The organism is Marinobacterium alkalitolerans (assembly GCF_017776525.1).
GTDB lineage: Bacteria > Pseudomonadota > Gammaproteobacteria > Pseudomonadales > Balneatricaceae > Marinobacterium > Marinobacterium alkalitolerans.
Map to the genome: position 1 here is coordinate 60,425 of NZ_JACVEW010000010.1, position 25,567 is coordinate 85,991.

Sequence of the window (25,567 nt, forward strand, 5' to 3'; positions counted from 1 at the left end):
CTGACAAGGTAAATTGTGGCGCACTTGTAACTGATTGGAGGCGCCCGCGTGGAACTGGCTTGTCTTGACCTGGAAGGTGTACTGATCCCGGAAATCTGGATCGCATTTGCTGAAGAAACCGGCATCGAGGAACTAAAAGCCACGACCCGGGATATCCCCGACTACGATGTGCTGATGAAGCAGCGCCTGCGCATTCTGGATGAGCACGGTCTGACCCTGCCGCAGATTCAGGATACCATCAGCCGTCTGGCGCCGCTGGAAGGTGCGCGTGACTTTATCGATTGGTTGCGCGAGCGCTTTCAGGTCGTCATTCTCTCTGACACCTTCTACGAGTTTGCGGCACCCCTGATGAAGCAACTCGGTTACCCCACGCTGCTGTGTCACAAGCTCGAAGTGAATGAGGGTGGCCGCATCACTGACTACACACTGCGTCAGCGCGATCCCAAGCGTCAGTCGGTGCGTGCGTTCCAGCTGCTCAACTACCGCGTAATTGCAGCTGGCGACTCCTATAACGACACCACCATGTTGGCGCAGGCTGAATCGGGCATCCTGTTCCATGCGCCGCAGAATGTGATTGATGAATTTCCTCAGTTCCCGGCCGTGCATAACTTTGCCGACCTGAAACAGGCATTCGTCGATGCCAGTGTGCGTGATCTGAGCGTCTGAGACATCTACGGTTGAGGTGAGTATGAAACGAGTTCTTCGCAAGCCCCTGATGCTGGGAGTGTTCCTGCCCGCAGTGGCCCTGACGTTGGGCGCGTTCTCATACCACCCGCTGGAATCCGACCTCAAGCTGGACATCAAGTCCATTGCTGCATCCGACTCGCAACTTCCGGCTGAACTGCAGTCCGCGGATGTGCGTGTACCCAACTTCACCTATACCATTCAGAAAGGCGATACCCTGAGCACCATCTTCGAGATGCTGGATGTGGGGCAGGCCGATATGTATCAGGTGCTGGAAAGTGATGTCTCAATTCTGGCACTGGATACGCTGAAGCCGGGTGATCAGTTGAGTTTCTGGCTTCACGAGGGGCGCCTGGAACAGCTGGAGCTGCGCTTCAATCCGGCCCATCAGGTTGTCTTCACGCGCGCTGACCAGGACACCTTTGAGTACGAAGACGTGCGTGTCGAGGGGGAGTGGCGTGAAGAGGTCGTCAGTGGCGAAATAAACGGCAGCTTTTACGTATCGGCCAAGCGTGCCGGCTTGAGTGCTGCGGAGATTCAGAAAATCTCCTCACTGTTGCAGGATAAGCTCAACTTCAGGCGTGATCTGCGTGCCGGTGACAGCTTTCAGGCGGTGCGCGCCACTCAGTATGTGAATGGTGAGCCGACCGGTCAGACCCGCCTGGAAGGGTTGCGCATTCTGAACCGTTCCCGCGAGCTCACCGCCTTCAGTTTTGAAGGGCAGTACTATGACTTGAACGGCGACAGTCTGGCCCGCGCCTTCATGCGCTACCCTACGCGAGGCAAGTACCGTTTGAGCTCCCGTTTTAACCCCTATCGCAAGCACCCCGTGACCGGCCGTGTCAGGCCGCACAACGGCACCGACTTTGCGACACCCATAGGAACACCCGTCCTCGCAACCGGTGATGGTGTGGTTACCCGTGTGACCAGGCACCCTTATGCCGGGTTGTACATTGTCATTGAGCACGGTCAGAAATACAGGACCCGTTTTCTGCACCTGAGCAAGGCACTTGTACGCAAGGGACAGACCGTCAGCCGCGGTCAGAAAATTGCCTTGTCCGGCAATTCGGGCCGTTCAACAGGCGCCCATCTGCATTATGAGCTGCACATCAATGGCCGCCCGGTAGACGCCATGAAAGCGGCTATTCCGGTTGCAGACGGTGTCGACAAGGACGATCGCATGGCATTTGATGCCCAGCGAGACCGACTGCTGGAACAGATGGAAGCCAGCACCCGTCAGGGCTGAACCTCCAGTCCGTTGAGCAGGTTGTTGACCTTGTTGAAGGTCTCCTGGTATTCATCTTCGATATCGGAATCGGTCACGATTCCGCCCCCGGCCCAGCAGTAGATATTCGAACCCGTGCACAGCAGGGTTCGGATCGTGATGCTGGTATCCATGCGCCCGCAACTGCTGATATATCCCATGGACCCGCAATAGACTGAGCGTCGCTGAGGCTCCAGCTCGTCGATAATCTCCATCGCCCGGATTTTAGGGGCGCCCGTGATGGACCCGCCCGGAAACGCATCTCTCAATAATGTCAGAGCCGATGCCTCGGGGCGGAGGCTGCCGCGAATACTGCTGACCAGATGGTGTACATTGGGATAGGTTTCCAGACTGAACAGCTCAGGCACACGAACCGAGCCCGGCTGGCAGTTCCGGCTCAGGTCGTTACGCAGCAAATCCACAATCATAAGGTTCTCGGCCCGGTCTTTCTCTGCGCTCAATAGGGCTTTTGCCAATGCTTCGTCTTCTTCGGGCGTCTTTCCTCTTGGGCGTGTGCCCTTGATGGGGCGCGTCTCGACTTCGCCGGCTGGTGATACCTGAAGAAAGCGCTCCGGAGAAAGCGAAAGAATGCTGCCCCCAGGTGTTTCAAAATAGGCAGCGAAGGGTGTAGGCGCGTGGTGCCTGAGCTGCTGATAGGCCGACCAGGGATCTCCCCGGTAGGTGGATGCAAAGCGTTGGGCAAAGTTGATCTGGTAGCAGTCGCCGGCATGAATGTATTCATCAATACGTTGCAGCGCTGTCCGGTACTGCTCGGCGGTGAGATTGCTTGAAAACGGTTGAGTCAGATGAAAGGCGGGTTGTGAGTCTGGCTGAGCGGTTTCAATGCGTGCCTTTATGCCTTCAATGTAATCATCTGCCAGCGGGTGCCACACAAGATGGGCGTGGTGCAACTGATGGTCAACGATCACCGCCCACAGGTAGCGGCCAACCAGCATCCACGGGAAATCGATGTCGGCCTCTGCCTGCGTGGGGAGGGTTTCAATGGCACGCCCCAGATCATAGCCGAAAACACCGATCAGACCGGCGTTGAACGGGCAGTCATCCAGCGCCTGACACTGTCCAAGCTCGTCCAGTAACTGTTGCAGGAACAGAAACGGGTCCTGCTGAGCGTCAGTGGCTAAAGGCGAGCCCTCACCGGTATGGCAGAAGAGACCCTTTTCGTTGAGCGTAACAAGACGATCGGGGGCGGCACTGATGATATCAAAGCGACCGGACAGGGCATCGGGTTGGCTGCTGTCGAGTAACACCGGATAGCCGAGCGGCCGTACGCGCGCCAGGATATCGTGTGTGCTCAGCGAGTGATAGTCCAGAAGGTACTGCTTGATCAACGGTGGAGCCTCGGCGAAAAACCAGCATTTTAGCAAGTTGAGGGCGCGATTCGCGAGCCTTGCTGCCGTTATAATCGCGGGCTCACTACATATGAGGAGTGTCATGAAACATCCATTTGACGTCAGCGTGCATCGGCTCTCTCTGCCCGATCAGTCTATCTGCTATCGGCTCTACCGGAATCCGGCAATAGACTCGGGAAGGCGGCTTGTACTCATTCACGGAGCAGGGGTGGCAGGAACGGATACCTGGCATCTGCTGATCGCACATCTTCAGCACTGGCATGAGGTGCTGGTGCCGGACCTCAGAGGTGCCGGAGAGACGCGCTTCCCGGATGGTGAGGAATATGCCTTTACCGTCGAAGAGCTTGTCAGTGACCTGTCCTCCGTGCTGGATCATCTGGGCTGGTGGTCATTTGATCTGGGCGGCTATTCGCTCGGCGGGCTGGTCAGCATGCTGCTCAAGCAGCGGTATCCGGATCGTGTGGGGAAACAGTTCCTGCTTGAATCTGCGGTTCTGGACCGGCCTGACTGGAACAGTACGGTGAAGTTGCGCCAGCGTTATTCCGAGGCGGCGGTCCACTTGCGGGACGCGGATCATGAGCGGGGGATTCTGGAGTTTCTCGATACCATTTCACCCAACCGGCGAGTATCCAGTCAGGTTGAGGCGGTTGCCGTGAAGCGACTTGCGCGCCGGCCATTGGGGTTTGCTCATGCTTTGGACTCGGTCACGGATGCGATCCAGCGCATTGATCGTGAAGCGTTGGTGGCTGCACAGGGAGATGTCAGCAGTTTCATTGGTGGCTTGAGTGTTGATCTGATGCATGAACTACATCATGCCATGGCTGAGCGACTGCCGAACTGGCACTACTTTATGGTGCCGGGTACGGACCATTCGCTGCCGTTCCAGAAGCCCCGGCAGATCGCCAGAATCATGAATGACGAGTACCTGCGATACCGGGAAAAGCACTGAGGGAATCCCCCTAGACTTTTGTCTGATGTTGACAATTTTTCAGTCTGGCTTGGTTGACGCTCAAGAATCACCCCGGTATCTTTGCTTTCGTAAATATTGTCGACAATCTTAGTGAGGGTTGTGAAAGACGTGAAAGAACAGATAGAGCAGCGCAAGGTTGTGCCGCTTGAACCCGAAACCCGAACACTGGCTGATCGAGTCTGCCAGCAGATCGTGACCGCTATCGTCAAGGGCGAGATTCCGCCCGGCCAGAAAATCAGCGAGCCTGAACTGGCACGAACCTACGGTATCAGTCGTGGCCCTTTGCGAGAAGCCATTCGGCGCCTGGAAGGCTGGCGTCTGGTCGAGCGCAAGGCGCATGTGGGTGCACGAGTGGTTCAGCTGTCGGCGCACGAGCTGATCGAGATCTACCGCGTCCGTGAGGCCCTGGAAGGCATGGCCTGTCGACAAGCCGCTCAGAACATGACGGATGATGAAATCGAAAGCCTCAAGCGCCTGCTGGACGAGCACGAAATGTCGGTTGACCAGCGTGAAGGGCGTTCGTACTTCCAAAAGGAGGGCGACCTCGATTTTCATTACCGCATAGTCCGTGGCAGCAAGAACTCCAAGTTGCTTGAGCTGCTGGGGGATGATCTTTACCACCTGGTACGCATGTACCGTTATCAATTCAGTGTATCCAGCTCCCGTCCAAAAAGGGCGCTTAAGGAGCACCGCCAGATTGTCGACGCAATCGAGGCGCGTGATGCAGAGCTGGCCGAGATGCTGATGCGCAGACATATCAGTGCTGCACGTCGAAACATCGAATCCAAGCTGGATGCGGATACCAAACCAGAAGGGGATAAACATGGCTGATAAATTGACTGCGGGTGCCCGTTTCCGCAAGGCGCTGGCTGAAACCAAGCCGCTTCAGATCGTAGGGACCGTGAATGCCTACAACGCAATGATGGCGACTCGCGTAGGTCATAAGGCGATCTATCTGTCTGGCGGTGGCGTTGCCAACGCATCCTACGGCCTGCCCGATCTGGGTATGACCTCCATGAACGACGTACTGGAAGACGTATGCCGCATCACCAGTGCTGTCGATACACCGCTGATGGTGGATATTGATACCGGCTGGGGTGGTGCATTCAACATCGCACGTACCATCAAGGAGATGGAGAAGGGTGGCGCTGCCGCCGTTCACATTGAAGACCAGGTCGCCCAGAAGCGCTGTGGTCACCGTCCGAACAAGGAAATCGTTTCTCTGGAAGAGATGGTCGACCGCGTGAAAGCGGCTGTCGATGCCAAAACCGATGGTGACTTCTTCATCATGGCGCGTACTGACGCATTCCAGAAGGATGGTCTGAATGCGGCGGTTGAGCGTGCTCAGGCATGTCTGGAAGCCGGTGCAGACGGCATTTTCGCTGAAGCGGTGCACACGCTGGAAGACTACCAGGCCTTCTCCATGGGCATTAACGGCGCTCACCTGCTGGCCAACATCACCGAGTTTGGCGCAACACCGCTGTTCAACCGTGATGAGCTGGCTGAAGCCGGTGCCACCATGGTGCTGTATCCGCTGTCTGCATTCCGTGCAGCCAACAAGGCAGCCCTGAACGTATATGAGCACCTGCTGAAAGATGGCGACCAGAAGGCCGTCGTTGACACCATGCAGACTCGCATGGAACTGTACGATTTCCTCAACTACCACGACTTCGAGCAGAAGCTGGATGCCCTTTTCAAAGAAGGCAAGAACAAATAATAAAACGTCATCATCCGATATTCGGATCGAGATAACTGGTACAGGGAGGCCTGGCCTCCCGACAACAGATTAAGGAGAGACAGATGGCTGAAGCGAAAAAATTGGGTGGTGCCGGTCTGCGAGGTCAGTCCGCAGGCGAAACAGCGTTGTGTACCGTGGGTAAAACCGGTGCCGGCCTCACCTACCGTGGTTATGACATCAAGGAACTGGCAGACAAGGCCGAGTTTGAAGAAGTGGCCTATCTGCTGCTGTATGGCAAGCTCCCGAACCAGGCTGAGCTGGACGCCTACAAGGCAAAACTGAAAGGCATGCGCGGTCTGCCGGAAGCACTGAAAGTGGTGCTGGAACAGATTCCGAAAGATGCACACCCGATGGATGTGATGCGCACCGGCTGCTCCATGCTGGGCAACCTGGAAACCGAAGCAGACTTCTCCGAGCAGCATGACCATATCGACCGCATGCTGGCGGTGTTCCCGTCCATCATCAACTACTGGTACAACTTTGCTCACCACGGCAAGCGCATCGAAACCAACACCGATGCAGACTCTATCGGTGAGCACTTCCTCTGGACGCTGCATGACAAGAAGCCGGACCCGCTGCATGTAAAAGTGATGCATGCGTCCCTGATTCTGTATGCAGAGCATGAGTTCAATGCCTCTACCTTTACTGCACGTGTGTGCGCGTCCACGCTGTCCGACATTCACAGCTGTGTAACCGGTGCGATCGGTTCGCTGCGCGGTCCTCTGCACGGTGGTGCGAATGAAGCCGCCATGGCCATGATCGAAAACTGGAAGAGCCCGGAAGAAGCGGAAGAACAGATCATGGGCATGCTGGCGCGCAAGGACAAGATCATGGGCTTTGGCCACGCCATCTACCGTGATTCCGATCCGCGTAACGCCATCATCAAGGAATGGTCCAAGAAGCTGTCCGAGCAGGTGGGCGACACCGTGCTGTACCCGGTGTCCGAGCGTGTTGAAGCGGTCATGTGGCGCGAGAAGAAGCTGTTCTGTAACGCCGACTTCTTCCATGCTTCTGCCTACCACTTCATGGGCATTCCGACCGAGCTGTTCACGCCGATTTTCGTGTGCTCCCGAGTGGCAGGCTGGACTGCCCACGTGATGGAACAGCGCGCCAACAACCGCATTATCCGTCCGTCTGCGGACTACACTGGCCCTGAGTCAGCTGAGTGGGTGCCGATCGAAGAGCGCGCCTGATTCATGCGCAGGGTGTGGCCTCAGCTGCCACACCCGTCTCTTCGCCCGGCATCCTGCTGCGGGATTTCTGCAGCAGACCGCGTCAACGAACACTATCCGATGGACATTCGACGCCATGAATACAGAATTTCGTAAACCTCTGAAAGGTGCCAACCTGGATTACTTCGATGCCCGTGAAGCGGTCGAAGCGATCGAAGCCGGCGCCTATGCAAAGCTGCCTTACACCTCGCGTGTGCTGGCTGAACAACTGGTTCGCCGCTGTGAGCCGGCGGCTCTGACCGACTCCCTCAAGCAGCTGATCGAGCGCAAGCGCGACCTCGATTTTCCCTGGTACCCGGCACGTGTTGTTTGCCATGACATCCTGGGCCAGACAGCACTGGTAGACCTGGCCGGTCTGCGTGATGCCATTGCCGAGAAGGGCGGTGACCCGGCCAAGGTCAACCCGGTCGTGCCGACCCAGCTGATTGTCGACCACTCGCTGGCTGTTGAAGCGCCGGGTTTTGATCCGGATGCCTTTGAAAAGAACCGCGCCATCGAAGACCGTCGTAACGAAGACCGTTTCCACTTTATCGACTGGACCAAGACCGCGTTCAAAAACGTGGACGTGATTCCGGCCGGTAACGGCATCATGCACCAGATCAATCTGGAGAAGATGTCACCTGTGATCCAGGCGCGTGATGGCGTTGCTTTCCCGGATACCTGTGTCGGCACCGACTCGCATACTCCGCACGTAGATGCGCTGGGTGTTATCGCCATCGGCGTGGGTGGTCTGGAAGCGGAAACCGTTATGCTGGGGCAGCCGTCCATGATGCGCCTGCCGGATATCGTGGGTGTGGAGCTGACCGGTGAGCGCAAGCCCGGTATCACCGCGACCGATATCGTCCTGGCGATCACCGAGTTCCTGCGCAAGGAACGTGTTGTCGGCGCTTATCTGGAGTTCTTTGGCGAAGGGGCCGACAGTCTGACCATCGGTGACCGTGCGACCATCTCCAACATGACACCGGAATACGGTGCGACCGCAGCGATGTTCTACATCGATGATCAAACCATCGATTACCTGAAACTGACCGGCCGTGAACCGGAGCAGGTCGCTCTGGTAGAACAGTATGCCAAGGAAACCGGTCTGTGGGCTGACGATCTGAAAACAGCCGAGTACGAACGTGTACTGACCTTTGATCTGTCCAGCGTTGAGCGCAACCTGGCCGGTCCGTCCAACCCGCACCGTCGCCTGCCGACCTCTGCACTGCATGACCGTGGCATTGCGGATGAAGACAAGCTGGCAGCGGCACGCAAGGAAGAGGAAGAAGGTCTGTTGCCGGATGGTGCGGTGATCATCGCAGCCATCACCTCGTGCACCAACACCTCCAACCCGCGCAACGTGGTCGCTGCCGGCCTGCTGGCCAAGAAGGCCAACGAGCTGGGCCTGATCCGCAAGCCCTGGGTGAAATCCTCCTTCGCGCCGGGTTCCAAGGTCGCACGCCTGTACCTGGAAGAAGCCGGCCTGCTGCCTGAACTTGAAAAGCTGGGCTTTGGCATCGTTGCTTATGCCTGCACCACCTGTAACGGCATGTCCGGTGCGCTGGATCCGAAGATTCAGCAGGAGATCATCGACCGCGACCTTTATGCTACTGCGGTATTGTCCGGTAACCGTAACTTTGACGGCCGTATCCATCCGTATGCCAAGCAGGCGTTCCTGGCTTCTCCGCCGCTGGTTGTGGCGTATGCGATTGCCGGTACCGTGCGTTTCGACATTGAAAAGGATGTGCTGGGCACCGACAAGGATGGTAACCCGGTGACGCTGAAGGATCTCTGGCCGTCTGACGAAGAGATCGATGCGATCGTGAAGGAGAGCGTTAAGCCTGAGCAGTTCAAGCAGGTTTACATTCCGATGTTCGATCTGGGTCAGGTGGAAGAGGCGGAAAGCCCGCTGTACGACTGGCGCCCGATGTCCACCTACATTCGCCGCCCGCCGTACTGGGAAGGTGCGCTGGCCGCTGAACGTACTCTGACCGGCATGCGTCCGCTGGCGGTACTGGGTGACAATATCACCACCGACCACCTGTCACCGTCCAACGCGATCCTTGCCGACTCTGCGGCAGGTGAATACCTGGCCAAGATGGGGCTGCCGGAGGAAGACTTCAACTCCTACGCGACGCACCGTGGTGACCACCTGACGGCACAGCGTGCGACTTTCGCCAACCCGAAACTGCTCAATGAGATGTGTCGGGATGAAAGCGGCGAAGTCATTCAGGGGTCACTCGCCCGCCTGGAGCCGGAAGGTGAGCAGATGCGGATGTGGGAAGTGATCGAAGCCTACATGAACCGCAAGCAGAACCTGATCATTGTGGCAGGGGCTGACTACGGTCAGGGTTCGTCGCGTGACTGGGCGGCCAAGGGTGTACGCCTGGCAGGCGTTGAAGCGATCGTGGCAGAAGGCTTTGAGCGCATTCACCGTACCAACCTGGTCGGTATGGGCGTGCTGCCGCTGCAGTTCCGCGAGGGTGAAACCCGTCATACCTACGGTATCGATGGCACCGAAACCTTCGATGTGAAAGGGGATATTGCACCGGGCGCAACCCTGACGCTGACCATCCATCGCCGTAACGGTGAGAGTGTCGAAGTACCGGTGATCTGTCGACTCGATACGGCTGCCGAGGTTGAAACCTACAATGCCGGCGGTGTTCTTCAACGCTTCGCCAAGGAGTTCCTGGAAGCGGAAGGCGCTGCCTGATCGGCACCCACTCTACCCGGGCTGTGAATGCAGCCCGGGCTTTTCCCGGGCAGATGGTCATACTGTGACGGGAGGTACGGCTCCAGGCAGGCCAGAGCCCGACCACTGGGCGTATATCACCCGTCAGGTGACAGGCATGCGCAGCAGTCAAACACCCCGCCAGCGACCTACAATGCATTTACTTCAGCCCGATAACCGTTTTATTTTGGAGCATCTACATGTCCAGTGTTCCCCAGATTAAAGTTCCCGCTACCTACATGCGCGGCGGCACCAGCAAGGGCGTATTCTTCCGTCGCCAGGACCTGCCGGAGCCTTGCCAGGCGCCAGGAGAAGCGCGAGACAAGCTGCTGATGCGTGTCATTGGCAGCCCTGACCCCTACGGGCAGCAGATTGATGGCATGGGCGGTGCAACATCCTCCACGTCCAAGACCGTGATTCTGGACAAGAGTGAGCAGCCTGATCACGATGTCGACTACCTGTTCGGACAGGTTGCCATTGACCGTGCCTTTGTTGACTGGTCCGGCAACTGCGGCAACCTGACCGCTGCCGTTGGTGCCTTTGCGATCAGCGGAGGGCTGGTTGACCCGGCGCGAATCCCTGAAAATGGCATCTGTACGGTCCGGATCTGGCAGAAGAATATCCAGAAAACCATCATTGCCCACGTCCCCATTACCAACGGTGAAGTACAGGAAACCGGTGATTTTGAACTGGACGGTGTAACCTTCCCTGCCGCCGAAGTCGAGATCGAATTCATGGATCCGGCGGATGGTGAGGGCTCCATGTTCCCCACCGGCAATCTGGTGGATGACCTGGAGGTGCCGGGTGAAGGGACGCTGAAGGCGACCATGATCAACGCAGGCATCCCGACCATTTTCGTCAATGCGGCCGATATTGGCTACACCGGTACCGAGTTGCAGAAAGATATCAATGGCGATGCCGATGCACTGGCGCGTTTTGAGAAGATGCGTGCCTATGGTGCCGTTAAGATGGGGCTGATTTCCGATATCGCGGAAGCCGCATCCCGTCAGCACACCCCCAAGATCGCCTTTGTGGCACCGGCTACTGACTATCAGGCGTCAAGTGGCAAGCAGATCTCATCAAATGATATTGATGTGTGTGTACGCGCATTGTCCATGGGCAAACTGCACCATGCCATGATGGGGACCGCATCAGTCGCGATTGCGACAGCCGCTGCAGTACCCGGCACGCTGGTGAATCTGGCCGCCGGTGGCGTCGAGCGCGAATCCGTCACCTTCGGTCATCCCTCGGGCACCTTGCGCGTAGGGGCGGCTGCCGAAGAGGTGAATGGCGAATGGACGGCCAAAAAAGCCATCATGAGCCGAAGTGCACGGGTGATCATGGAAGGCCAGGTGCGCATTCCCGGCGATACTTTCTGACCTTCCCCCTAATGAACAGCCTGGCCCTTTGCCGGGCTGTTCATTGATCTGACACGCCCCGATTTTTCGCATACCGGGGGCAGTTGGCGTACAATCAATCCGTATTCAATTTGATACGGGTGACGTGAATTAGATGGTGCACCACTTTATACGCAAAGGCCCGCCCCCGGTTGTCGCATACACGCTGATACTGCTGATAACCCTGCTGCTTTTTGTGCTGGCCGAGTTTGTGGTGGGCCTGGTGCAGCAACGGATGGCTCAGGTTCAGCGTGTCGAGGCTGTTGCGGAAATTGCTCAGCGTCGAGCAGATTTGGAAAGCCGTATCAATTCCGTGCTGTATCTTTCGTCTACCCTCAATACCTACGTCCGCGTTAATCCAAACAGTAATGTTGATCGCTGGTACGAACTGGCGCGCGAAATTGTGCGTGAAGCACCTCTGGTCAGAAACATAGGCCTGGCACCTGATAATGTCATGCGGTTTGTCTATCCCTTGTCCGGGAATGAGGCCGCGCTGGGACTTGTATACCAGGAAAGGCCGGATCAATGGCCCTCCGTGGTGGAAGCCATGCTGACTGAAAAAATGACACTTGCCGGCCCGGTTAACCTGGTACAGGGCGGCAAGGGGCTGATCGCACGTACCCCGATCTACTATGAAGAGGGGGGAGAGCGGCATTATTGGGGCTTGTCTTCCGTAGTCATCAACTATGACGACCTGATCAGTGATGTGGGCCTCAAAAACGGCAATGACGCCTTCCGTCTGGCCATCAGGGGGCGAGATGCCAAGGGCAGTGAGGGGGAAGTGTTCTTTGGCGACCCGGCAGTGTTCGATGAACCGCTGGCGCGGATGCCGGTGTATTTTCCAAATGGCAGTTGGATCATTGCGGCTAAAACTGATAACGGGCGAATCCCTTCATTAACCTGGCTGCGGACTGCTGCCTGGGGATTGGTATTGTTGTTCGCGGCCGTAGCTGCCGTTTGTTACCAATTGTACCGTTTTGCGTTGAACCAGTCCCTCACGGACCCGCTGACCGGTTGCGAGAACAGGCGCTCCCTGCTGCAGAAAACACAGCTGCTGGCCGATCTTTACCCCCGGAGCGGCATCGGGTTCTCGATGCTCTTTATCGATCTTAATCACTTCAAGCAAGTGAACGACACCTATGGCCACCATGTGGGGGACATGCTGCTGATAGAAGCGGCTGCCCGGCTCGGGGCGCATGTTCGCAAATCAGATACCCTTGCCCGCAATGGTGGGGATGAGTTCATTCTGTTGATGCCGGGTACGCGCTGCAGAGATGCCAAGGCATTGGCTGCCAAGATTGAGAGCGTGATGTCCGAACCCTTTGCGATGGGCGATCAGGAGATCTTCATATCGGCAAGTGTCGGTTTCGCGGTGTTCCCGGATGAGGCCAAATCCGCCGATCAGTTGATCAATCTGGCCGATACCCGCATGTACAGTCGAAAGCGTGAGAAGAAGGCCGAGGAAGCGTCAAGGGCAGGGGAGAGCGCAGAGCAGGAACCCTGAACATCGTCAGAGCTCCTGCGCAGGGAGCTTGAAAGGTCTTAGCGCTGCTTGAGCGGCTGGTCCAGCTTGCCGGCCATTTCGCGCAGGCAGGATTCGGTCGTGCTCCAATCGATACAGGCATCCGTGACGGATACGCCGTATTTGAGCTGGGACAGATCCTCCGGAATAGACTGGTTGCCCCATTCCAGGTTGCTTTCAATCATCAGACCAACGATTGAGTTATTGCCTTCCAGAATCTGGTTGGCCACGTTTTCGGCCACCAGCGGCTGCAGTGCAGGGTCCTTGCTGGAGTTCGCGTGGCTGCAGTCCACCATGATATTGCTGGGCTGACCGGCTTTTTCCAGTGCCTGTTCGCACAGCTTGACGCTTACGGAGTCATAGTTGGGCTTGCCGTTACCACCGCGCAGAACAACATGGCCGTAGCGATTGCCACGTGTACGGACCATTGATACTTCACCGTCGCCGTTGATGCCCAGGAAATTGTGCGGATGGCTGACAGATTTCATGGCATTCACGGCCACGTCCAGCCCGCCGTCAGTACCGTTCTTGAAGCCGACGGCACAGGAGAGGCCGGATGACATCTCACGGTGTGTCTGAGACTCGGTGGTACGTGCACCAATGGCAGACCAGCTGATCAGGTCCTGCATGTACTGGGGGGAAATCGGGTCCAGTGCCTCTGTCGCCAGCGGCAGTCCCATTTCAGACAGATCGATCAGCAGTTTGCGCGCAATATGCAGACCTTCTTCGATATCGAAGGAGTCGTTCAGGTGCGGGTCGTTAATCAATCCTTTCCAGCCCACGGTGGTACGGGGCTTCTCAAAATAGACACGCATAACCAGATACAGACTGTCCTTAACTTCCTCGGCCAGTGCCTTGAGCTTGCGGCCATACGCCAGCGCAGCTTCGGGGTCATGGATGGAGCAGGGGCCCACAACGACAAAAAGACGCTTGTCCTTGCGATCGAGGATGTCCTTGATGACTTGACGGCCCTGCATGACCGTTTCGGCGGCGGCTTCGGTGATCGGAAGCTTGGCCTTGAGTTCTTCCGGTGTTACCAGTCGGATATTGGATTCAATATTAAGGTCTTCTACACGTGTATCGGTCATCGTATTGTCCTGACAGCGGCTGAGATGCTGGTATCGGCTTTTGGCGGCCGACTGATTCTGTTTTACCACATCAGTGCAACGGTTATAAGTGTCTGAAGGTGTTAGGCTCTGGCAGTCTTACAGCGTTCAGGTGGTACACTTTGATGAAAGTGCGAACATTTTGCGTATAAACCAGTCACAGCTAGAGTATTTTGGGCCGGATAAGGAACACCAGCGTGTTGATGCGTCTTTTTATATTCCCCTTGTTACTTGCAGTCTCGCTTGTTGCGTCTCCCTCTTTCGCGAACCCCTTTGGCAGTAATGGTGCCGATGGCCCTCTGATGGTCGAGGAAGCGTTCCGGCTGCGAGTGGAGGTGCCCGCCACTGGCGTGACACGGCTGGTCTGGCAGGTCGAGCCGGATTACTACCTGTACCGTGAGCGTATTGAAGTCTCGGTCCCGGAAGGGATAGAGCTGGTTGATCGCCGGGACATCAGTGGAGATATGAAGGATGACCCGCTCTTTGGGCGTGTCGAGGTTTACCATGAGCAGGCGCAGGTGGATCTGCTGCTTGGCCGTCGTGATGGGGCGGACGCTGGTGCCGATATATCCGTGACCTACCAGGGCTGCTGGGAAGGTGGGGTGTGCTATCCGCCCGTTACTCAGCAGATCAGCGTTGATAATTTGCCTCTGGCAGCCGGTTTGGGCTGGCCGGAGATGCCGAAGGCGTCCGGTGAACAAACCCGGGATCAAAGTGCCCAGTTAGAGAATGTGCTCCCACAAACCGAGCAGGACCGCTTCGCTGGATTGCTGGCGGGCGAGGATCGCCTGTTGATGCTGGGTGCGTTTTTCCTGGCCGGCCTGGCGCTGTCATTCACGCCATGCGTCCTGCCCATGATTCCGATTCTGTCCAGCCTGATTGCCGGGCAGGGGCATCGATCCAGTACACGGCGTGGCTTCATGTTGTCGCTGGTGTATGTGCTGGCAATGGCGCTGACGTATACGTTGGCAGGCATACTGGCGGGCCTGTTTGGCGCCAACCTGCAGGCTGCGCTGCAAAACCCCTGGGTGATTGGAACCTTCAGTGCCCTGTTCGTTGTGCTGGCGATGTCCATGTTCGGTTTTTATGACCTGCAGGTGCCCGCGGCCCTGCAGAGCAGGCTGAATAACCTGAGTCATCGCCAGAAGGGCGGCACGCTGCTGGGTGTGGCCATCATGGGTGTGCTGTCGGCGCTGATCGTGGGGCCCTGCATGGCAGCACCGCTGGCCGGGGCGCTGATTTATATCGGGCAGAGCGGTGATCCGGTACTGGGTGGCTCGGCGCTCTTTTCCCTGTCGCTCGGCATGGGCGTTCCGCTGCTGCTGGTGGGTGCATCGGCAGGCCGCCTGCTGCCAAGAGCCGGGGCCTGGATGGAAGGCGTCAAGGCGGGCTTCGGTGTGGTCCTGCTGCTGATGGCAGTCTGGATGCTCGATCGGATCCTGCCGACGGAAATCACCATGTTGCTGCTGGCGCTGGTGCTGATCATCAGTGCCGTCTACCTTAAGGCGCTGGACAAGCTCGATGCCAAGGCCAGCGGTTGGCACCGATTCTGGAAAGGGGTGGGCGTCGTGATGCTCATCTACGGCGGGGCGCTGATGCTGGGCGTCCTGGCCGGAGGTCAGAGCCTGCTGTATCCGCTGCAAGGAGTCACATCAGCAGTGGCAGGGGACTCGTCCAGCAGTCAGAAGCAGAAGCTGGCGTTTGAAGTGGTCACCCGAGAATCCGAGCTGGATCGGTTACTGACCCAGGCTCGTGCAAACAACCAGCCGGTTATGCTCGATTTTTATGCTGACTGGTGTATCTCCTGCATTGAATTGGACTATGTTACGTTCAGTGATGCGGGAGTGCAGGCCTCTTTAAAAGACTTCAAGCTGATCAAGCTTGATGTGACAGAAAATGATGATCAGGCCAAGCGGCTGTATAAGCGCTTCAATATCATAGGTCCGCCTGCGCTTATTTTTTATGATGCAGGTGGAGACATTCGGCCGGAAATGACAATGATCGGTGTGATTGATCCTCCTGATTTCATTGCTCAGGTCAGCCGAATTCAACTCTGAACAATGGAGGTGAGTGATGCGCAGGGAGAAAACTCGAGGGATGGCCATGGCAGTGTTGTGTATGCCCATGGCAGCCTGGGCGGCTGATCCCGAAACCGGTCGTGAGCTGTATGAAGCAGTGAGCATAGAGCGAACGATCCAGGGGCAGCACTATACCGATGCCAATTGCGAAACCTGTCATGCGCCGTCGTTTTACCAGCGCAGCGATCGCAAGGTTCAAAGTCGCGCAGCCCTTGAGGCATATGTAGAAGGCTGCAACACGAACCTGGACGTAGGGTGGTTTCCCGATGAGGTGGCAGATGTGGCCGCCTGGTTGAATCAGGAGCATTATCGTTTCGACTAGGGCTCGTTTCGATCAGGCAGTGAGTGGAGCTGTCAGGCTCAGGATATTCGCCCTGCGGTGCAGGGCGAATATCGGTCTGAATCAGCTTTGCAGTTCGGGCAGGTTTCTGAACAGTTCCAGTGCTTCAGGGTTGGCCAGGGCGTCCTTGTTTTTAACCTCTTCTCCCAGCACTACCTTGCGCACAGCCAGCTCTACGATCTTGCCACTGATAGTGCGCGGAATATCCGTGACCTGAATCACCTTGGCCGGCACATGTCTGGGGGTAGTGTTGGCGCGAATGGTTGAACGGATGCGCTGAACCAGTTCATCATCTAGTGCAACCCCTTCCCGCAGGCGGACAAACAACACCACGCGCACATCGTTGTCCCAGGGCTGACCGATACAGAGGCTTTCCAGTACCTCCTCAACCTTCTCAACCTGGCGATAGATTTCGGCCGTACCGATACGCACGCCGCCGGGGTTGAGTACCGCATCAGAACGACCGTGGATGATCAGGCCATCATGCTCGGTGATTTCACCGTAGTCGCCATGTGCCCAGATATTCTCGAACTGATCAAAATAGGCATCGTGATACTTTTGCCCTTCAGGGTCGTTCCAGAAGCCGATCGGCATGGAAGGGAAGGGCTGGGTGCATACCAGTTCTCCCTTTTCACCCACCACGGAATCGCCGCTGTCATTAAAGATCTTGACGGCCATGCCAAGGCCGCGGCACTGGAGTTCGCCCGCATAGACAGGTCGAATGGGGCAGCCCAGCGCGAAGCAGGAGACGATATCGGTGCCGCCGGAAATGGAGGAGAGCTGCAGGTCCTGCTTGATGTCACGATAGACATACTCAAAGCTCTCATGCGCCAGCGGTGAGCCTGTTGAAAGCACGGCTTTCAATTGGCTGAGGTCATGTGTTTCGCGCGGTTTAACGCCGGCTTTCTCCAGTGCCGCAATGTATTTGGCGCTGGTGCCAAAGATGCTGATACCTTCCTGCTCAGCCACGTCCCAGAGGTGTTCAGGCTTGGGGGCGAAGGGTGAGCCATCGAACAGCACCAGAGTACAGCCGGTTGCCAGTCCGCTGACGAGCCAGTTCCACATCATCCAGCCACAGGTGGTGTAGTAGAACAGGCGATCGTCACGCCCCACATCCGTATGCAGGATGTGCTCCTTCAGGTGCTGCAGCAGGGTACCGCCGGCGCTGTGTACGATGCACTTGGGTACACCCGTGGTGCCTGAGGAGTACATGATGTAAAGCGGGTGATCGAATGGCAGTTGCTCAAACTGGATCTCGGTCGCCTCGGAGTCGATGTAATCGGACAGCAAGACGGCGCGGTCAATACCGCTGATGTCCGGGGTGTCATCGATAAACGGCACCACCACGACAGACTCGATAGACGGCAGTTTGTCGACAATGCCCTCAACCCGCTCGAGGCTGTTCAGTACCTTGCCGTTGTAGCGATAGCCATCCGTGGTGAGGAGCACCCGGGGCTCAACCTGACCGAAGCGGTCCAGAACGCCGTTGATACCAAAATCAGGTGAGCATGAGCTCCAGATGGCGCCGATGGAAGCAGTTGCCAGCATCCCGATCAGGGTTTCGGGCACGTTGGGCATGAAGCCTGATACACGATCACCTGCCTTGATGCCTTGACGACGAAGGGCGCTGGCCAGCTGAGCCACACGCAGATAGAGTTCACGGTGGCTCAATTCGATACGGGTATCATCTTCACCGCGAAAGATCACCGCAGGGCGGTCGTCGTTGAACTTGAGCAGGTTCTCGGCAAAGTTGAGTCGTGCTTCCGGATACCAGCGAGCACCGGGCATGCGGTCCGGATGCTCCAGAATGGTGTCACCCTTGTGGCTGGCGACCACTCCGGCGTAGTCCCAGAGAGTGTCCCAGAACCTTTGGTTGTGCTGAAGACTCCACTGGTACAGGGTGCTGTAGTCGCTCAGGCTCAGGCCATAGGTTGTATTCAGGTGCTGTATGAACTGGTGGATCCGGCTGGCTTCGCAGCGTGCCTGGTCAGGTGTCCAGAGTGGTGCCGTCATCGACCTCTCCTGTTGTTGATTCTTGTTCTGGATACTAAATCAGTTGTCTATCGATGAAAGTTTACGTTAACGTAAACTTTCATCGATATGGCGGCAGGAGTCAAGAGAGGTAGGGGAAATTACTGATCTCTGCTATCGCAGATATTGACGGCTGATCTCACGGAAGCGGTCGGTGCCGGCGCGTCGCAGCCACTCGAACGCGACCATTTCGCGAGTGACAACCTGAATGCCGAGCTGTTTGAAGCGCTCCAGTGCGGCGGCCTTGTCTTCCGGATCTCGAGACGAGACGCAGTCCTGAACCACAAAGGTGTCGTACCCCTGTGACTTGAGTTCCAGCGCGGTCTGGAGCACACAGACATGTGTTTCCATACCCACCAGGATGACCTGTTGATAGGCGCCTGACTGGAGTGCGTGTCTGGGTTCAGCGTCTGACAGGGCAGAAAAGTGGATCTTTTCGATGATGTTGTTTGCATCGAGCAGGCACTTCAGGCGGGGCAGTGTTTGGCCCAGCCCTTTTGGATATTGCTCCGTGGCAAGCACTGGTACTTCAAGCCGGTTGGCGATCTCAATCAGCCACTGGCAGCGATCCACCACCTGTTCGGCCTGGTGTATGACAGGGGCCATCCGTTCCTGGATATCGATCACCATCAGGCAGGATGTCGTGGGGTCTATGAGCATGCTGTCGTCCTCTGGTTAAGCCTGAGAGTCAGCTTAGCCTGAAATGGGACCTGGCGTGAAACAGAGTGCTGTTATCGGACAGAAAAAAGGCAGGCCGGTAAGGGCCTGCCATATAAGGGCAAAGTGTGCTTTGACCCGTGCTCGGCACTGGATCGGATGGAGTGCAAGGGCATGCCTTGCATGCATTCATCATAGCACAGGCTCTTAAAAGAGATACAATAATTGGTAGATAAAAAATAATTTTGTATCGTAAAGTGTAACTCAACAAATCGGCTATGCTGGAAAAGCCGAATGGAACCCAATCATTCAGGAGACCTGCATGAAAGTGTATTCAATCGATGGCATTACACCCGTAATCCATCCGACTGCCTTCGTTCACCCTTCAGCCGTATTGATCGGTGACGTCATCATCGGTCCGCGCTGTTATGTGGGTCCGGCCGCCTGTTTGCGCGGCGATTTTGGACGCCTCGAGTTGAAGGAGGGGGCCAATATCCAGGATACCTGCGTCATGCACGGTTTCCCGGGGACGGATACCGTCGTCGAGGAAGATGGCCACATTGGCCATGGTGCCGTTCTGCATGGCTGTGTCATCAAGCGTAATGCACTGGTCGGCATGAACGCGGTGATCATGGATGGCGCGGTGGTAGGTGAGTCCTCCATCGTTGCCGCCATGGCGTTTGTCAAAGCCAAGTTCGAGGTGCCGGACCGTACGCTGGTGGCGGGCTCGCCTGCACGTATTATTCGTGAGCTGGGTGAGCAGGAGATTGCCTGGAAATCCAAGGGTACCGAGCAGTATCAGGATCTGGCGATTCGCAGCCTGAACACGATGCAGGAGGTGGATCCGCTGACGGAGGTGGAGCCTGATCGCAAGCGCCTGAGCTTCGAGGATGAGGTCATCCCGCTGTATCAGGTGAAGGAGCGGGAACAGTCTCAGTAAGCGACCTGCGGCAGAGCAGGAGGCTATGGCTCTGTCGCAGATGTCGGGAGGTTACTCTTCGTAGAACTGAGGCCAGTACTGTTTGACCACGGGGCCTTTGGTGTCGAAGGTGTGACAGGTGTTGAGCATGGGCGGGGGATTGTCGCCCTTGGCGCCGAAATCTTCCCGCTTCTCGCGCTCGTGATGCGTGGTCTGGTATGCCGTTGTCGCCAGTACACCCAGCATTTCCAGCAGATGGGTACAGCCCTGAGTGCCGCCCAGCAGCTCGCGTGTCAAGCGCGTAAAGCCGGGCGCAATCCGGTGCCCGATCAGCTTGCGGAAGCTGTCGGCAATCTCGGGGCAGTAACGGAACGGGGTATAGTCCATGCTGGCTTCAACATCGAGTATGTTGAGGTCGTAATCGATGGTCAGCCGAAGTGACATCTTGTGCAAGGGCTCGCCCGCCGGAATCACGCCGTCGTTGCGCTCGGCCACTTCAAGATCAAAGCTTTTGATATCAATCAGCTCGCCTTCAATGTCCCAAAGGCCATCTTCGCGCCTGTAACCGTTACAAGTCACATAACGGGTATGCAGCCGCTCACGCTTAACCGGGGTCGATAGGGGCATAATGTGCTCTCCGAATAGCGAGGATCAAAGGCCGCCAAAACGCTTGTAGAAGCGTGGAGAAGGTTCGGGCAGGGGGCCATCTGCCGTTTCCTGCGTCTGTGACAGCCATTCATCGGCCTTGTCGTAAATAAGGCGATAAATATTTCGGCACAGCACCCGCGCCGAAGTGCCGGCCCAATCAACAGGCAGCAGCTTTTCAGGCAGCAGGGGGTCTCTCAACAGCAGTCGACGATAGTGGTGTATCAGGAGCGTGCGCAGCTGGAAGCACTGTTCTGCCTCAAGATCGTCGGCTGCCTTGATGGCGCGCAGGATGGGCCTGAAGCGATCCAGAAACTGCTGGTAATCTTCAGCCAGTTTTTGCAGGTTCCAGCACTCATGCACCAGCTCTTTCAAGGCTTCCGAGGTTTGCGTACCCACCAGTTCGGACTGCATGTGAATCACTTCATTCTGCACGCAGAGTTCCTGCAGGGTATTTACCAGCTCCTGCGTATCGGCCATCGGGTGCGCCATGATACTGGGAGCAATATTGCCAAAGCCCTGCCACTCAAGCTCTTTCTTCAACACCTTGCGCAGCTCGTTGTCGAGCTGATTGGCCAGGATCATGTCCCACTTTCCATCCCACTCGGGGTAAAGCTCGGCGTAAATACGGCGGAAGGCGCTCTCGAAACGGCGACGGCCGGAGTCGGTCAGGCTGTAATAGCTGCGCCGACCAATCTGGTTGGACGTGAGCCAGCCATCCTTGGTGAGACGGAAGATTGAGGTACGGACCAGGCGCTGGTTCAGGCCCAGCGGCTCCAGCAGGTTGATCAGGCTGCCAAGCCAGACGGTTCCACCACGCGGCGCGATGGCATCACCGTAGATGGTAATGATCAGCGAGCCTCCACGGATGGGCCGTTGCTCCTTGAACTCTTCGACGAGTTCTTCGATACAGCGAATTTTAGTCATTGGAGATTTCTGTTACACATTGGCAGCACCTGAAGATGCGAAATTCTAAAGCCAAAAGGGCCATGGGCTCAAGCTGAACCTGCTGCAAGTCCTTGTGCAACAAACAGGAAGGGGTTCAGCGAGGCCCTTTGGCAGCGTACACTTCAGGCTAAAACCAAGCCGAGACATGCCATGAAAACCCGCGCTGAAACCTATCCGGTGAATCAACACCGCGCCTACCACGCCCACATTTACTTCAACGAACAGAGTGTAAACCGTGTTGAGGCGCTGTGCGCAACTATTCAACAGCAGTTCGGATTAAAGGTGGGACGGATTCACCAGAAGTGCGTTGGCCCGCATCTGCGCTGGAGTGTCCAGGTGGTCTTCAACAGCGGTGATTTTGACAGGTTTATTCCCTGGCTTGATGAGGCGCGAGGTGACCTGAGCGTGCTGGTGCACGGCCTGACCGGTAACGAGTACAGGGATCATACCGATTACGCCTACTGGCTGGGCGAGCCTGCTCCGCTGGATCTGAGCCAGTTCGAAGCAGGCAAATGATCTAGCTGATACGGCGTGTCAGCCCCGCCTCGTTGATAATGCGGGTGGCGATCTCTTCAATTGAGAAGTTAGTGGTATTGATGCAGTCGATACTCTCCTTCTGAAACAGCCGCTCAACCGTTCTGACTTCAAAATCGCACTGGTCCAGTGAGGCATACCGACTGTTGGCGCGACGTTCATGACGAATGGCGGCCAGCTGGAAGGGGTCTATGGTGAGGCCGTACAGCTTGTGGCGGTGCTGTTGCAGGCACTCCGGTAGCCGGTGGGCTTCCATGTCTTCTTCGGTCAACGGGTAGTTGGCCGCACGGATGCCAAACTGCAGGGCCATGTACAGGCAGGTGGGGGTTTTGCCGCAGCGGGAGACGCCCACCAGAATGATATCGGCTTCGTTGTACTGGCGGGTACGCGCGCCATCGTCATTGTCCAGCGCAAAGTTCACCGAGTCGATACGGTCCTTGTAGCGCTCCATCTCGTTAATGGCGTGGGACTTGCCGACAGAGTAGGAAGAGTGGGTTTCCAGCTCGGACTCCAGTGGTTTCAGAAAGGTTGAGAACACATCAATCTTGAAGCCGTTACAGCTGGCCAGAAGGGAGCGAATCTCGTCATTGACGATGGTATCCAGTACAATAGGCGGTTTCCCGTCTTCCTCCGCCTGCTGATTGATGCGGTCGACTACACGCTGTGCCTTCTCGACGGTGTCGACATATGGCAGGGTGATTTTTTCGAACCGAATCGCTTCAAATTGTGATAACAGGCTGTTGCCAAGTGTCTCTGCGGTAATACCCGTGCCATCTGAAATAAAGAATGCGGTCCGTTTCATGTATGCCTCGATTGTCGACAGATTAGCCTAATGCGCCTCTCGGCGAGGGGGCTACTTTAGCAGAAAAAAACGGGGCGTTTTTTGTAATAAAATTACATTTTGCCAGCCCCAAGATTTTTTGTTTCATCTGCAGTATTATCCGGCCTTCAGACAGAATAATAATAATGATCCTTACGTCAAACGGCTCAGACTCAGGAGAATTGGCTTTGCAGGATTATGTACTGCGCCTTGAACAGGCAGGCATGGGAGATGTCGACAAAGTCGGCGGCAAGAATGCATCTCTTGGTGAAATGATTCACCAGCTAAGTGATGCCGGTGTGCGAGTGCCCGGCGGTTTTGCGACAACAGCGCTTGCCTATCGTGACTTTCTGGCGCAAAGCGGGCTTGCGGATCGTATCAACGAAGCGCTGAATACACTGGATGCGGATGATACCCGGGCATTGATTGAAACCGGCAGCAAGATCCGTCAGTGGATCATGGAAGCGGACTTCCAGCCGGAACTGGATCAGGCGATCAACGACGCCTGGGCTGAAATGACCAACGGCGAAGAAATTGCCGTTGCCGTCCGTTCCTCCGCCACAGCGGAAGACCTTCCGGATGCGTCATTTGCCGGTCAGCAGGAAACCTTCCTTAATATTCGAGGCCTGGACAATGTCAAACAGGCGATCAAGGAAGTGTTTGCGTCTCTTTACAACGACCGCGCCATTTCCTATCGCGTGCACAAGGGTTTCACGCACGCCGAAGTCGCCCTGTCTGCCGGTATTCAGCGCATGGTTCGTTCCGAAACCGGTTCCTCAGGCGTCATGTTCACCATGGACACCGAGTCCGGCTTCAACCACGTGGTGTTTATTACGTCTGCCTACGGGCTGGGTGAAACCGTGGTTCAGGGAGCCGTGAACCCGGATGAATTTTACGTCTACAAGCCGACCCTGGCACAGGGAGCGCCGGCCATTCTGCGCCGTACACTGGGGTCCAAGGCGATCAAGATGGTATACACGGATGACGGCAGCGCCGGCAAGGCCGTTGAAACCGTGGATGTGCCCAAGGAAGCACGTAACCAGTTCTCCATTAACGATGCCGATGTTGAAGAACTGGCACGCATCGCCGTGACAATCGAAAAGCATTACGGCCGCCCGATGGATATCGAGTGGGCCAAGGACGGGGATGACGGACAGCTGTACGTGGTGCAGGCGCGTCCCGAAACCGTCAAGAGTCAGAGCAAGGGTACCGTGATCGAACGCTACCTGCTGAAAGAGAAAGGGACCGAGCTGGTCGAAGGCCGTTCTATCGGCCACCGCATTGGCTCCGGCCCGGTACGCGTGGTGGCAGGTCTGGATGACATGCACGAAGTGCAGCCGGGCGATGTGCTGGTGACTGATATGACCGACCCTGACTGGGAGCCGGTGATGAAACGTGCTGCCGCTATTGTGACCAACCGTGGTGGACGTACCTGTCATGCGGCGATCATTGCGCGTGAGCTGGGTATCCCGGCCATCGTGGGTTGCGGTGATGCGACCGAGAAACTCAAGGACGGTCAGGAAGTCACCGTGTCCTGTGCCGAGGGCGATACCGGCCGTGTCTACGAAGGCAAGCTGGCATTCGAGCACCAGAGCAACAGTGTCGAGTCCATGCCGGATCTCCCGTTCGAAATCATGATGAACGTGGGCAACCCGGACCGTGCATTCGATTTCCAGTCGCTGCCGAATGCGGGTGTCGGGCTGGCACGCCTTGAATTCATCATTAACCGCATGATTGGCGTACACCCCAAGGCGCTGCTGAACTTTGACGATCAGCCGCGGGACGTAAAGCAGATCATCGAACGTCGTATCGGCGGTTATGCATCACCGGTTGATTTCTACGTGGACAAGCTGGTGGAAGGGATCTCCACGCTGGCTGCTGCGTTCTACCCCAAGAAAGTGATCGTGCGCATGTCCGACTTCAAGTCGAACGAGTATGGCCACCTGATTGGCGGTGACCGCTACGAGCCCAGCGAAGAGAACCCGATGCTCGGTTTCCGTGGCGCAGCACGCTATATCTCGGACAACTTCCGTGACTGCTTTGAACTCGAGTGCCGCGCCATCAAGCGGGTACGCGACGAGATGAAGCTCACCAACGTTGAAGTCATGGTGCCTTTCGTACGCACCCCGGGTGAAGCGAAGCAGGTCGTTGAGATGCTGGCCAGCAACGGCCTCAAGCGTGGCGTCAATGGCCTGCGCCTGATCATGATGTGTGAAATCCCGTCCAACGCGCTGCTGGCCGATCAGTTCCTGGAGCATTTCGATGGTTTCTCCATCGGTTCCAATGACTTGACTCAGCTGACACTGGGGCTGGACCGTGATTCGGGCATCATTGCACACCTGTTCGATGAGCGTAACGAAGCGGTCAAACGCCTGCTGGCAATGGCCATTGAGGCCTGCCGCAAACAGAACAAGTACGTGGGCATTTGCGGTCAGGGGCCGTCCGATCACCCCGATCTGGCACGCTGGCTGATGGAGCAGGGGATCAGCACTGTTTCCCTGAACCCGGACTCCGTACTGGATACCTGGTTCTTCCTGGCGAACGAAAAAGCCTGATTGTACGCTGAGCCATAATCAAGGCCCCACTTGTTGGGGCCTTTTTT

At 56.7% G+C, this 25,567-nt stretch carries 21 protein-coding genes; 14 read left to right on the forward strand and 7 right to left on the reverse strand.

All coding sequences use genetic code 11. The annotated features are described in order from the left end of the window. The first annotated feature begins 48 nt into the window (after positions 1 to 48). A complete protein-coding gene (gene thrH, locus H9C73_RS07985) occupies positions 49 to 666 on the forward strand; it encodes a bifunctional phosphoserine phosphatase/homoserine phosphotransferase ThrH (RefSeq protein ID WP_209287287.1) in 618 nt (205 codons plus the stop codon). Positions 667 to 688: 22 nt separating this feature from the next. Beyond that, positions 689 to 1,930 (forward strand): peptidoglycan DD-metalloendopeptidase family protein, encoded by a 1,242-nt coding sequence (locus tag H9C73_RS07990; protein WP_236014161.1) that lies wholly within the window; start codon positions 689 to 691, stop codon positions 1,928 to 1,930. On the opposite strand, the gene pabB is transcribed toward H9C73_RS07990, so the two are convergent. Then, positions 1,921 to 3,297, reverse strand: coding sequence for an aminodeoxychorismate synthase component I (pabB, locus tag H9C73_RS07995; protein WP_209287288.1), 1,377 nt, complete (start codon positions 3,295 to 3,297; stop codon positions 1,921 to 1,923). The genes H9C73_RS07990 and pabB overlap by 10 nt on opposite strands. A 103-nt stretch (positions 3,298 to 3,400) precedes the next feature. Here pabB and H9C73_RS08000 point away from each other — a divergent pair, with 103 nt between their 5' ends. The 7 genes from H9C73_RS08000 to H9C73_RS08030 all read left to right on the forward strand — a co-directional run bounded on the left by H9C73_RS08000 (position 3,401) and on the right by H9C73_RS08030 (position 12,869). Continuing rightward, positions 3,401 to 4,267, forward strand: coding sequence for an alpha/beta fold hydrolase (locus H9C73_RS08000; RefSeq protein WP_209287289.1), 867 nt, complete (start codon positions 3,401 to 3,403; stop codon positions 4,265 to 4,267). A 129-nt stretch (positions 4,268 to 4,396) separates the two neighbouring features. After that, the gene (locus H9C73_RS08005; RefSeq protein WP_209287290.1) at positions 4,397 to 5,119 is read left to right on the forward strand and encodes a GntR family transcriptional regulator; all 723 of its coding nucleotides are present in this window, start codon (positions 4,397 to 4,399) and stop codon (positions 5,117 to 5,119) included. Then, entirely contained in the window at positions 5,112 to 6,005 is an 894-nt protein-coding gene (prpB, locus tag H9C73_RS08010; protein WP_209287291.1) for a methylisocitrate lyase, read from the forward strand. Before H9C73_RS08005 ends, prpB begins: the two co-directional genes overlap by 8 nt. An 83-nt stretch (positions 6,006 to 6,088) precedes the next feature. Then, entirely contained in the window at positions 6,089 to 7,219 is a 1,131-nt protein-coding gene (gene prpC, locus H9C73_RS08015) for a bifunctional 2-methylcitrate synthase/citrate synthase (RefSeq protein ID WP_209287292.1), read from the forward strand. 115 nt (positions 7,220 to 7,334) lie between these two features. Beyond that, positions 7,335 to 9,950 (forward strand): Fe/S-dependent 2-methylisocitrate dehydratase AcnD, encoded by a 2,616-nt coding sequence (gene acnD / locus H9C73_RS08020; protein ID WP_209287293.1) that lies wholly within the window; start codon positions 7,335 to 7,337, stop codon positions 9,948 to 9,950. A 218-nt stretch (positions 9,951 to 10,168) separates the two neighbouring features. Further along, entirely contained in the window at positions 10,169 to 11,347 is a 1,179-nt protein-coding gene (gene prpF / locus H9C73_RS08025; RefSeq protein ID WP_209287294.1) for a 2-methylaconitate cis-trans isomerase PrpF, read from the forward strand. Between the two features lie 133 nt (positions 11,348 to 11,480). Beyond that, positions 11,481 to 12,869, forward strand: a complete 1,389-nt coding sequence (locus H9C73_RS08030) for a diguanylate cyclase (RefSeq protein WP_209287295.1) — start codon at positions 11,481 to 11,483, stop codon at positions 12,867 to 12,869. 38 nt (positions 12,870 to 12,907) lie between these two features. Here H9C73_RS08030 and H9C73_RS08035 read toward each other — a convergent pair whose 3' ends face one another. Next, entirely contained in the window at positions 12,908 to 13,975 is a 1,068-nt protein-coding gene (locus tag H9C73_RS08035) for a 3-deoxy-7-phosphoheptulonate synthase (RefSeq protein ID WP_209287296.1), read from the reverse strand. Between the two features lie 221 nt (positions 13,976 to 14,196). On the opposite strand from H9C73_RS08035, the gene dsbD reads away from it, so the two are divergent. Both dsbD and H9C73_RS08045 read left to right on the forward strand, forming a co-directional pair. After that, a complete protein-coding gene (gene dsbD, locus H9C73_RS08040; RefSeq protein WP_209287348.1) occupies positions 14,197 to 16,050 on the forward strand; it encodes a protein-disulfide reductase DsbD in 1,854 nt (617 codons plus the stop codon). Between the two features lie 16 nt (positions 16,051 to 16,066). Continuing rightward, positions 16,067 to 16,393: a hypothetical protein gene (locus H9C73_RS08045; RefSeq protein WP_236014162.1), complete on the forward strand. Its 327-nt coding sequence runs from the start codon at positions 16,067 to 16,069 to the stop codon at positions 16,391 to 16,393. An 81-nt stretch (positions 16,394 to 16,474) separates the two neighbouring features. Here H9C73_RS08045 and H9C73_RS08050 read toward each other — a convergent pair whose 3' ends face one another. Together H9C73_RS08050 and H9C73_RS08055 are read right to left on the reverse strand one after the other, a co-directional pair. Continuing rightward, complete coding sequence (locus H9C73_RS08050; protein WP_209287297.1) at positions 16,475 to 18,424, reverse strand: acetoacetate--CoA ligase; 1,950 nt, start codon at positions 18,422 to 18,424, stop codon at positions 16,475 to 16,477. Positions 18,425 to 18,556: 132 nt separating this feature from the next. Further along, positions 18,557 to 19,102: a hydrolase gene (locus H9C73_RS08055; protein WP_209287298.1), complete on the reverse strand. Its 546-nt coding sequence runs from the start codon at positions 19,100 to 19,102 to the stop codon at positions 18,557 to 18,559. 319 nt (positions 19,103 to 19,421) lie between these two features. Between H9C73_RS08055 and paaY the strand changes: the two genes are divergently transcribed. Beyond that, positions 19,422 to 20,039, forward strand: coding sequence for a phenylacetic acid degradation protein PaaY (paaY, locus tag H9C73_RS08060; RefSeq protein ID WP_209287299.1), 618 nt, complete (start codon positions 19,422 to 19,424; stop codon positions 20,037 to 20,039). A 51-nt stretch (positions 20,040 to 20,090) separates the two neighbouring features. Here paaY and H9C73_RS08065 read toward each other — a convergent pair whose 3' ends face one another. Together H9C73_RS08065 and paaX are read right to left on the reverse strand one after the other, a co-directional pair. Continuing rightward, positions 20,091 to 20,645 (reverse strand): DUF2889 domain-containing protein, encoded by a 555-nt coding sequence (locus H9C73_RS08065; protein WP_209287300.1) that lies wholly within the window; start codon positions 20,643 to 20,645, stop codon positions 20,091 to 20,093. Positions 20,646 to 20,669: 24 nt separating this feature from the next. Continuing rightward, a complete protein-coding gene (paaX, locus tag H9C73_RS08070) occupies positions 20,670 to 21,590 on the reverse strand; it encodes a phenylacetic acid degradation operon negative regulatory protein PaaX (protein ID WP_209287301.1) in 921 nt (306 codons plus the stop codon). Between the two features lie 171 nt (positions 21,591 to 21,761). Here paaX and H9C73_RS08075 point away from each other — a divergent pair, with 171 nt between their 5' ends. Continuing rightward, positions 21,762 to 22,127, forward strand: coding sequence for a DOPA 4,5-dioxygenase family protein (locus H9C73_RS08075; protein ID WP_209287302.1), 366 nt, complete (start codon positions 21,762 to 21,764; stop codon positions 22,125 to 22,127). Position 22,128: 1 nt separating this feature from the next. Here the strand turns inward: H9C73_RS08075 and ppsR are convergent, their stop codons facing one another. After that, positions 22,129 to 22,947, reverse strand: a complete 819-nt coding sequence (gene ppsR, locus H9C73_RS08080; protein ID WP_209287303.1) for a posphoenolpyruvate synthetase regulatory kinase/phosphorylase PpsR — start codon at positions 22,945 to 22,947, stop codon at positions 22,129 to 22,131. A gap of 206 nt (positions 22,948 to 23,153) precedes the next feature. On the opposite strand from ppsR, the gene ppsA reads away from it, so the two are divergent. Then, positions 23,154 to 25,520, forward strand: coding sequence for a phosphoenolpyruvate synthase (ppsA, locus tag H9C73_RS08085; protein WP_209287304.1), 2,367 nt, complete (start codon positions 23,154 to 23,156; stop codon positions 25,518 to 25,520). Positions 25,521 to 25,567 lie beyond the last annotated feature (47 nt).

Coding starts and splice junctions, on each gene's coding strand:
- H9C73_RS07990 (WP_236014161.1), top strand. CDS start 689: ATGAAACGAGTTCTTCGCAAGCCCCTGATGCTGGGAGTGTTCCTGCCC.
- H9C73_RS08000 (WP_209287289.1), top strand. CDS start 3,401: ATGAAACATCCATTTGACGTCAGCGTGCATCGGCTCTCTCTGCCCGAT.
- prpB (WP_209287291.1), top strand. CDS start 5,112: ATGGCTGATAAATTGACTGCGGGTGCCCGTTTCCGCAAGGCGCTGGCT.
- prpC (WP_209287292.1), top strand. CDS start 6,089: ATGGCTGAAGCGAAAAAATTGGGTGGTGCCGGTCTGCGAGGTCAGTCC.
- acnD (WP_209287293.1), top strand. CDS start 7,335: ATGAATACAGAATTTCGTAAACCTCTGAAAGGTGCCAACCTGGATTAC.
- prpF (WP_209287294.1), top strand. CDS start 10,169: ATGTCCAGTGTTCCCCAGATTAAAGTTCCCGCTACCTACATGCGCGGC.
- H9C73_RS08030 (WP_209287295.1), top strand. CDS start 11,481: ATGGTGCACCACTTTATACGCAAAGGCCCGCCCCCGGTTGTCGCATAC.
- H9C73_RS08035 (WP_209287296.1), bottom strand. CDS start 13,975: ATGACCGATACACGTGTAGAAGACCTTAATATTGAATCCAATATCCGA.
- dsbD (WP_209287348.1), top strand. CDS start 14,197: ATGCGTCTTTTTATATTCCCCTTGTTACTTGCAGTCTCGCTTGTTGCG.
- H9C73_RS08045 (WP_236014162.1), top strand. CDS start 16,067: ATGCGCAGGGAGAAAACTCGAGGGATGGCCATGGCAGTGTTGTGTATG.
- H9C73_RS08050 (WP_209287297.1), bottom strand. CDS start 18,424: ATGACGGCACCACTCTGGACACCTGACCAGGCACGCTGCGAAGCCAGC.
- H9C73_RS08055 (WP_209287298.1), bottom strand. CDS start 19,102: ATGCTCATAGACCCCACGACATCCTGCCTGATGGTGATCGATATCCAG.
- paaY (WP_209287299.1), top strand. CDS start 19,422: ATGAAAGTGTATTCAATCGATGGCATTACACCCGTAATCCATCCGACT.
- H9C73_RS08065 (WP_209287300.1), bottom strand. CDS start 20,645: ATGCCCCTATCGACCCCGGTTAAGCGTGAGCGGCTGCATACCCGTTAT.
- paaX (WP_209287301.1), bottom strand. CDS start 21,590: ATGACTAAAATTCGCTGTATCGAAGAACTCGTCGAAGAGTTCAAGGAG.
- H9C73_RS08075 (WP_209287302.1), top strand. CDS start 21,762: ATGAAAACCCGCGCTGAAACCTATCCGGTGAATCAACACCGCGCCTAC.
- ppsR (WP_209287303.1), bottom strand. CDS start 22,947: ATGAAACGGACCGCATTCTTTATTTCAGATGGCACGGGTATTACCGCA.